This window comes from Moorena sp. SIO3I6, from assembly GCF_010672095.1.
Genome location: NZ_JAAHHU010000226.1, coordinates 1 through 8,150 on the forward strand (window position 1 = coordinate 1; position 8,150 = coordinate 8,150).

At 40.7% G+C, this 8,150-nt stretch carries 6 protein-coding genes; 2 read left to right on the top strand and 4 right to left on the bottom strand.

Annotated elements, in window-relative coordinates; all coding sequences use genetic code 11:
* Positions 1-214 precede the first annotated feature (214 nt).
* From F6K49_RS32040 to metH, 3 genes are all read right to left on the bottom strand, one after another.
* Complete coding sequence (locus tag F6K49_RS32040; protein ID WP_293103128.1) at positions 215-424, bottom strand: antitoxin; 210 nt, start codon at positions 422-424, stop codon at positions 215-217.
* Between the two features lie 43 nt (positions 425-467).
* Positions 468-917 (bottom strand): SH3 domain-containing protein, encoded by a 450-nt coding sequence (locus tag F6K49_RS32045; RefSeq protein WP_293103132.1) that lies wholly within the window; start codon positions 915-917, stop codon positions 468-470.
* A gap of 549 nt (positions 918-1,466) precedes the next feature.
* Complete coding sequence (gene metH / locus F6K49_RS32050; RefSeq protein ID WP_293103135.1) at positions 1,467-5,072, bottom strand: methionine synthase; 3,606 nt, start codon at positions 5,070-5,072, stop codon at positions 1,467-1,469.
* A gap of 729 nt (positions 5,073-5,801) precedes the next feature.
* On the opposite strand from metH, the gene F6K49_RS32055 reads away from it, so the two are divergent.
* Together F6K49_RS32055 and F6K49_RS32060 are read left to right on the top strand one after the other, a co-directional pair.
* Entirely contained in the window at positions 5,802-6,005 is a 204-nt protein-coding gene (locus tag F6K49_RS32055) for a hypothetical protein (RefSeq protein ID WP_293067048.1), read from the top strand.
* Positions 6,006-6,499: 494 nt separating this feature from the next.
* Positions 6,500-6,715 (top strand): hypothetical protein, encoded by a 216-nt coding sequence (locus tag F6K49_RS32060; RefSeq protein ID WP_075899081.1) that lies wholly within the window; start codon positions 6,500-6,502, stop codon positions 6,713-6,715.
* 435 nt (positions 6,716-7,150) lie between these two features.
* Here F6K49_RS32060 and F6K49_RS32065 read toward each other — a convergent pair whose 3' ends face one another.
* Positions 7,151-8,053, bottom strand: a complete 903-nt coding sequence (locus F6K49_RS32065) for an RNA ligase (RefSeq protein ID WP_293103139.1) — start codon at positions 8,051-8,053, stop codon at positions 7,151-7,153.
* Positions 8,054-8,150 lie beyond the last annotated feature (97 nt).

The following is an 8,150-nucleotide window of genomic DNA, read 5'->3' on the forward strand; positions in this document are numbered from 1 at the left end:
TATAATTGTGAATATGTAATTGAAATTATGAACAGCTTATCACAAGAGTTTCACCGATTTTTATGCAGGTTAACTGTAATCTCGAAATTATTGATAATGGAGGCAGCTTATTGACATAGACGCATCATATTAAAAGTTTTATCATACTAAAAAATAACTTTTTTATGTATTTTTGTATACAAAATTACATTAGCTTACCCTGGTTTAAGTTCCGCTACTCAAACGATAGTTCTCGTTTACTGACAACACAATCGTGAAGGTATAAATTGATTAATTCTTGGTAAGAAATTCCTTTTTCTTGCGCCTTGGCTTCAAAATATTCTATTACATCAATCCTCAACGGCAAAGTTAATTGTTGCTTTAATTTTTTTGCATAAGGATTCGGGCGGCTTTTCATATTGGCGAGGTCATATTCTGGTTTCATTGTTTTATACTCGATAGTAATGAAGTCATACTATGTCTCTGCTCTATTCGTCGGTCAACTTTTTATCACCCACTTGTATTTCACAATCTAAATGAAATTTTGTTCGATTCTCTGCTACCCAACCCGTTAGAGGTTTAGAGACTTTTAACCATCCACGTTTAAAATTCACAACAGTGATGGAAGTCTCATTTTCAAGCTCCCCGATTTTTCTATATTGTATACCAGGACCTACACGAACGTTAAGTGGAGGTTCTTTGTCATATACTGTCGTCAGACAAGAAAAAGGAAAAATAGGAACCAACAAAATAATAGAAATAATTACAAAGATAGGAGATAATATTCGAAGTAATTTTTGTATATTTTTCGAAAATATTGGAACTTTAAAGATACCAAAATCAGCATTGGGAATATAAGGAGCAAGAAGACATACTATTTCAACAGTAAAAACAATGATTAGAAGCCATTCAGGTAATTTAAGAAGACTTATTCTCATATTTTAAAGCTCCTGAAGCTTTTTAAATAAAAATATAGATGGTCTACCAAAAATATAGGATAATAAAAATTATAATTATAGTTTTCAGGCTAAAACGATATATAGGAAAAGGAAATAAAAAATAGGGAATCAGGAAATCTAGTTAAGATACATATATCATGCTAAATCTTTGTTGTCAATAAAATAGCAATAATTCTTAACAAAACTTCCCGAATTGTGTTTATTTTTAGCTAATTGACCTGAAGGGGTTGAATATTGAGCTACAAACCTTATGGATTCAGAATTAGAGGAAGTTGTCGTAAAAAAGAACGGTCTCCATTGTCAACAAAACCGTTATAGTTCATTTAGGGTTAGGGTGGACAGTAGTTGATACAGATTCACCAAGCTGGGCTTTGGCACCTTGATGAACACTGCCCACCCTAAGATTAATAACAATGGTGCAAGATTCCAGTTTTAATTAACTGAAATCTTGCTAGCTCAACTGAATTTTGCCCCCCTAGCCCCCCAACTTTGGGGGGAACAAGAGTCAATTCTCAAAAAGCTGACCGATCAAGCAGTAAAATATCTAGCGATGGGGTGATAAGCTACAATTGCTGTCGTAGATTGCTCTGGATACAATTGCTCACTCTCATCCATGTATAACTTAATGCGATCGCATTCCAACAAATCCAACTGCTTGTACTGATCCTGGAGATTTGGACAAGCGGGATAGCCAAAACTATACCGTGAACCTTGATAGCGCTGAGCCAACACATCCCGAATGCTATCGGGTTCTCGATCTGCGAACCCTAACTCCCGACGAATCCGAGCATGACTCCACTCCGCCAAGGCTTCAGCGATTTGTACCGCCAATCCGTGGTAATACAAATAATCGGTATATTGATCACCATCAAATAATTTCTTAGCGTACTCTGTGGCAATATCACCTACAGTTACCGCCTGCATTGGGAACACATCGAATTGACCTGCTTCTGCCAACTCCTTCGGTAAAAAGAAATCCGCTATACACAAACGCTTACCAGACCGTTGCCGAGGAAACTCAAATCGTGCCACCTCTTGCAATTCCTTCGAGTCTTTAGCGCCTTCAGGATTCATCCCTTGGGCATCATAAATTATCAAGGAATTCCCCTCAGCTAAACAAGGAAAATATCCATAGACTACCTGGGGATGTAACAAGTTCTCAGCAAGAGTTTTTTCCTTCCATTTCGCCAGAATTGGGTCAACCTTTTCCTTCAAAAACTGATTATACTCTTCCCTCGACTGGTCCTTTGGCTTCCGAAACTGCCATTGTCCAGCAATCAACGCCTGCAAATCAAGATACCAAAAGACTTCCTCGAAGGAAATATCTTCTGGCTGGAGTATCTTGGTTCCCCAGAATGGCGGTGTTGGACGCTCAATATCCAAGGTTACCCCTTCCGAACGATTAGTATCTGGGGGAGTTGAAGGGGGAGTTGAAGGTTGAAGGTTAGATGCTTGCAGGTTGTTTTGTGAACCATTCTCCTGTAACTTGTCAACTTTCAACTCGGAAGACCCTTCAACCGCTACACCATTCTCTACTTCATCGATAAACCCTTTGATATCATCCCAGTTACCAGCTGATTTTGCTGGCATTAACTTATCCATGAAATGGAGGTCAGAAAAGGCATCTTTACCATAAACCACCTGACCGTTGTAGGTATTCTGGCAGTCCTTATGGACAAATTTTGGTGTTAGGGCAGCACCCCCTAGAATAACTGGTACCGTAATTCCCCGCTCATTAAAGGTTGCCAAATTATCCTTCATAAAAGCGGTAGACTTCACCAGTAGCCCACTCATGGCAATACAGTCAGCATTGTGCTTTTCATAAGCATCAATAATATTTTCCACTGGCTGTTTAATCCCCAAGTTAATCACCTCGTAGCCATTGTTGGACAAGATGATATCTACTAAATTCTTGCCAATATCGTGAACATCTCCTTTCACCGTAGCAATTACAAAGGTACCTTTAGCATTCTTCCCTGCTTCAGATTTTTCCATATATGGCTCTAAATAAGCCACTGCTGCCTTCATGGTTTGAGCGGATTGTAATACAAATGGCAGCTGCATTTGCCCAGAACCAAATAGTTCTCCTACCACTTTCATACCGTCCAGCAAAAAGGTATTGATAATCTCCAGGGGAGGATATTTTTCTCGGGCTTTCTCCAGTTGTTCTTCTAAACCAATCCGTTCCCCATCAATAATATGACGCTTGAGCCGCTCTTCTACCGATAGGTTTTCATCCTGGGAGCGATCGCGTTTTGTAGTTTTGCCTTCAAACAGAGTAGTCAGCTCGGCCAAGGGGTCATAGGTACACACATCCCCATCAAACTCCCGCTGATCATAAATCAGTTTTCGACAAACCTCTTGATGCTCTGGCTCAATTTTAGCTAAGGGTAAAATCTTACTAGCACTAACAATGGCTGCATCCATCCCCACTTGCATTGCTTCGTGCAAGAACATGGAATTAAGCACAATTCGTGCTGCTGGGTTTAGTCCAAAGGAAATATTAGAAACCCCCAGCATAACATGACACCCAGGCAATTCTTCCCGAATCCGACGAATGGATTCGATTGTCGCTTTGCCGTTTTCCCGGTCTTCCTCAATTCCTGTGGAAATTGGTAACGCTAGCGTATCAAAGAAGAGTTCGTGAGCTGGGATACCATATGCGATCGCATCGTTATAAGCACGTTTAGCAATTTCAAACTTCTTATCCGCTGTCCGCGCCATACCATCTTCATCGATAGTACCAATTACCACTCCCGCGCCATAGATTTTAGCTAACTCCAGTACCTTATAGAACCTAGGTTCCCCATCTTCGTAGTTAGTGGAGTTCAGGATACACTTACCCCCAACTACCTTTAAGCCAGCCTCCATCTTTTCCCATTCCGTAGAGTCCAGCATCAGGGGTAAGGTGGAATTTGTGACTAAACGGGAGGCCAATTCGTTCATATCCCGAACTCCATCCCGTCCCACATAGTCCACGTTAACATCTAGGACGTTAGCCCCTTCCCTAATTTGGGATTTAGCCAAAGATACCAATCCATCCCAATCTTCTGCGTTGAGCATGGTGCGGCACTTTTTAGAACCACTAGCATTGAGGCGTTCACCAACAATTAGGAAAGAATTATCTTGCTCATAAGGTTGGGAGCTGTAAATCGATGCTGCTGACGGTTCATGCTTAGGATGTCGCTCCTTCGGGGTCAGGGTTTTGGAAAGCTCCGCTAACTGTTGAATATGAGCTGGCCTAGTACCGCAACAGCCACCAATAACTTGTACTCCCAAATCCTCTACAAAATGCATCAGTGCCATCCGCAGTTCCATGGGAGTAAGCCTGTAGTGAGCATGCCCTCCGACATTTTCCGGTAATCCAGCATTAGGGATACAAGAAACCACAAATGGGGAACACTCAGACAAGTATTTGATATGTTCCTTCATTTGCTCTGGCCCAGTGGCACAGTTAAGACCAAGGATATCAATCGGGTAAGGCTCTAGAATCGTTAGCGCCGCATTAATTTCTGACCCCACCAGCATAGTACCCATCACTTCCATAGTGATCGATACCATCAGTGGGAGTCTTGCCCCTTTTTTTTCAAATACCTCTTCTATGGCATTCAGCGCTGCCTTAATTTGCAGCACATCCTGACAGGTTTCCACAATCAGCAAATCAGAACCGCCATCATACAACCCTAAGGCTTGTTCCACATAGGCGTTCTTCAAGGTATCAAAATCAATATGTCCCAGGGTAGGGAGTTTAGTACCAGGACCCATGGACCCTGCCACAAACCTAGGTTTTTCTGGAGTAGAGTATTCCGCTGCCATCCGTTTCCCTAGTTCCGCAGCAGCTTTATTTAGGTAATAGGCTTGGTCAGCTAGATCATATTCTGCCAGTACAATCGAGGTACCCCCAAAGGTATCCGTTTCAATCACATCTGCTCCCACCTCCAGGAAGCCCCGATGCACCTTTTCCACTGCTTCTGGTTTAGTATGGACAAGGTACTCATTACATCCCTCGTACTCAGGTCCACCAAAGTCTTCAGCGGTAAGGTTTTGGGTTTGGAGAGATGTTCCAGTTGCCCCATCAAATACGATAACCGGGCGCTTTGGGCTATGGAGGTGATTGAGGAAAGGGCTATTCATAGATTCGATTCAGTTGCTATTTGTTGACCGTTGACAGTGTACGGTTGAGAGTTTAGGTAATTTAGTTGATTTATGTCGGCTCTTATAATTACTTTATCAAAAATCACACAAATTGCTTTATTTAATTTTTGTTATAATTTAAATTTTAGGTCAAATTAGGTTTTTTAGAAAAAAACTAATTGTTTTTTTTTACAGTTGTTTATGTAGGGTTTAATTAACTTCAGTTAAAGGGTAAAACAAACAGTAATTTACAAATTACATTATCAAATAATTAGTATAAATTCAATAGTGTGCAACGTTAATTTACTAGTTTGGTAAATCCATTAAAGCCGATTTATAGCGTTGATCATACTTATAGTTAACAGATGCAGCGCTAACGACTCAGTTTACGTCGGCACGGATCTCTTAGAAAATCCCTTGGGATGGTGAGTCCCTACGGTGCAGAAAAAGTTAGGCAGTGCAGGGATTAAAAACACCGGCTTACTTTGGGTAGCCAATTGTGTCCAATTCCAGAAACTGCTGAAAGACAATCTCCTCTAAAAAATGCTATAATATAGAGTAACTATGTGATGGGAAAGACCATGCAAGTTAAAGACTTGACTATTGAAGAGTTTAAGCTGCTCATCCTGAAGCTGCTTTTGCCCAGTGGGTTGCTATGGCCTGCAAATTAATATTGGTCGGGCAATTACGACTATTTCATGATTCCCCTCGAGAAGAGAGTGTGGGGAGATGGGGAGATGGGGAGATGGGGAGATGAGGAGATTTTTATTGCATTCGCGTAGCGTGGCCTTAGGCCAATCCTGTTCATCTCACCATGGGATCGCCTCAAGGTCAAAATGCGAACGCGCCCCGCGTGACCTTAGGTCAATCGCATTCATCCCATCCTATGATGCCCTCAACTTTTCCCTGTTCCCTTGTTTACATCTTAACTAAAAATGCTATCCCTATTTCAGCTTTCTGTCTTTTGTTGCCATAAAAGATAGGAAGCTAATTTTTTGATTACCAATAATAACTCGAATTAAGTAAGCCTTCAGCTGAAGGCTGATAGCTGATAGTTTACATTATAAACCAAATATAGCAATTCTCTATGCCATGAGGTACAAAGGTATCCCCCTAAATCCCTATTATCAAGGGGGACTTTGACCTCATAAATCCTAGAAAGGGATCCCCCTAAATCCCCCTTATCAAGGGGGACTTTGACCTCATAAATCCTAGAAACGCTATAAACCAAAAGCTGATGATAACAACACCAGAAAATTATCAGCTTTGTTTTAATACTATTCCCTCTTACTTATGCCCACACTACCCACACTTTTCACATTCTCCTATTGGCCATATTTCGTAATAAAAAAAAATCACCAACCTCTTGACAATAAGTTAATTTATAAATATATTAATAATATAACCACTTAAGAGAAAAGATTCTCATGACTGAAAACATTCCCCCCACCCCAGACAACCAAGGTCGCAAACCTAAGAAATTCAAGCTCTTGTTGATCGGTACTCCTAAACAGGTTCGCGATACAATTAATGCCCTGTATTCCCTTAAGTATGCATATCCCTACGAGTGGAGCACTCCCGAGCCCACCGAAAAGCCTGGTGAGGTGATGACCACTTTGGTGCGATATTTTTACCTAGACTAGGATAGGAATTTGCCAGGGCTTTTAGGCCCTGGCCACCATCAAGATTGAAAGTTGTTTTCTGAAGCGGGATGAAGTAGTATGGAATAGGATAAGTCAGAGGTTAGAATGTGGTTGCTTTCGAGCAATTGCTGACTAACTCTGGAGGAATGTTTTTAGTCATTAGAATTGATTTCATTGAGTTGACCTATTGTGTACTCGTTTTTGTGTACACAATAGAATTCGGTCAAGACTTGGGGTTAACCAGAACTTGACCGAGTTTTTTTTTGCTATATATTTAAGCATTCAGTTATCAGCTGTCAGCTGTCAGCTATCAGCTATAAGCATACGGCGGTTTGCATAACTATCAGGTACACAGGATTGTTTTCCCTCTTCCCTCTTCCCTGCTCCCTGCTCCCTGTTCCCTGTTCCCTGTTCCCTGTTCCCTTTGCTATATGCTTACCCCAGATGCACGTAATCTAAATCTAATAATGTTTCTAATTTCCCTATGGGAAGATGGCACAGGAATTCTCGGACACTGGATACTTTCTGGGCGCGCAAAGCAAATAATGTCCCACAGTAGGGAAGATGTTTAACTGCTAAAGCAAAATCTTTCTGTAGAGGGATGTCTTTGTATTGTTCGTAGCTTGTTTCTATTTCTCTAACCAAAGCGTCATAGTTAGCTTTAATTTGATTAAATAATTCCAACCATTTGGGATAGTAAGTTAAAAACTCTTCTCCTTCATTGGTTAAAATAATCTCCAATATACTACGAGTAGAAAATCCGCTTTTGGCAGAAGATATTTCTATATATTTCGCCGATTTTACTTTAAGTCGATTAAAGCGATGGTCGCAAACAATATAGCCCTCTGATATCATCGGATCTAAAGCTTCTGTAGCTTTGATAATCAAGGGTAACGTTGTTAAAGGATACGTCTTAACAATTTCCCATCCATATTTTCCTTCCCATTTACTGGGTAATTCTTCCTGCAATGTCTGAATATTTCTCGCCCCATGCAGGATGAGTTGTTCTCTATTATGTCGCACTACAATGCGATTATAAGGAGTCATTAACTCAAACATAAAACAGTATGCTGTTTCCTGGGGCAATTGATAACCTGCGGAGTGCCAAACTTTCCAAAAAAGTTCGGCAAATGTCAGGTCAAATCCTTTAACTTCAGCAATTCCATCCGGGGTCCCAGTTGATTGAACTCTCCATTCCCCTTGGTAAAAATAGAGAACCATCAGGGAACCATCTAATTTTTCATAAACACGAGTGTTTTTCCAGTCAAGAGTTGCGGCTTGACTTTCTCCGTAGTTAAAAAATTTATCATAGGGATAAGATATGCAGGGTAATCGCATCTTAATCCAGTTCTAAAATTACTCTAACTTGACCATTAATTTGACTGTACACTGCAAGTTATGACATGCACAAAGCTGATGTATTTAGTGTTCAAGA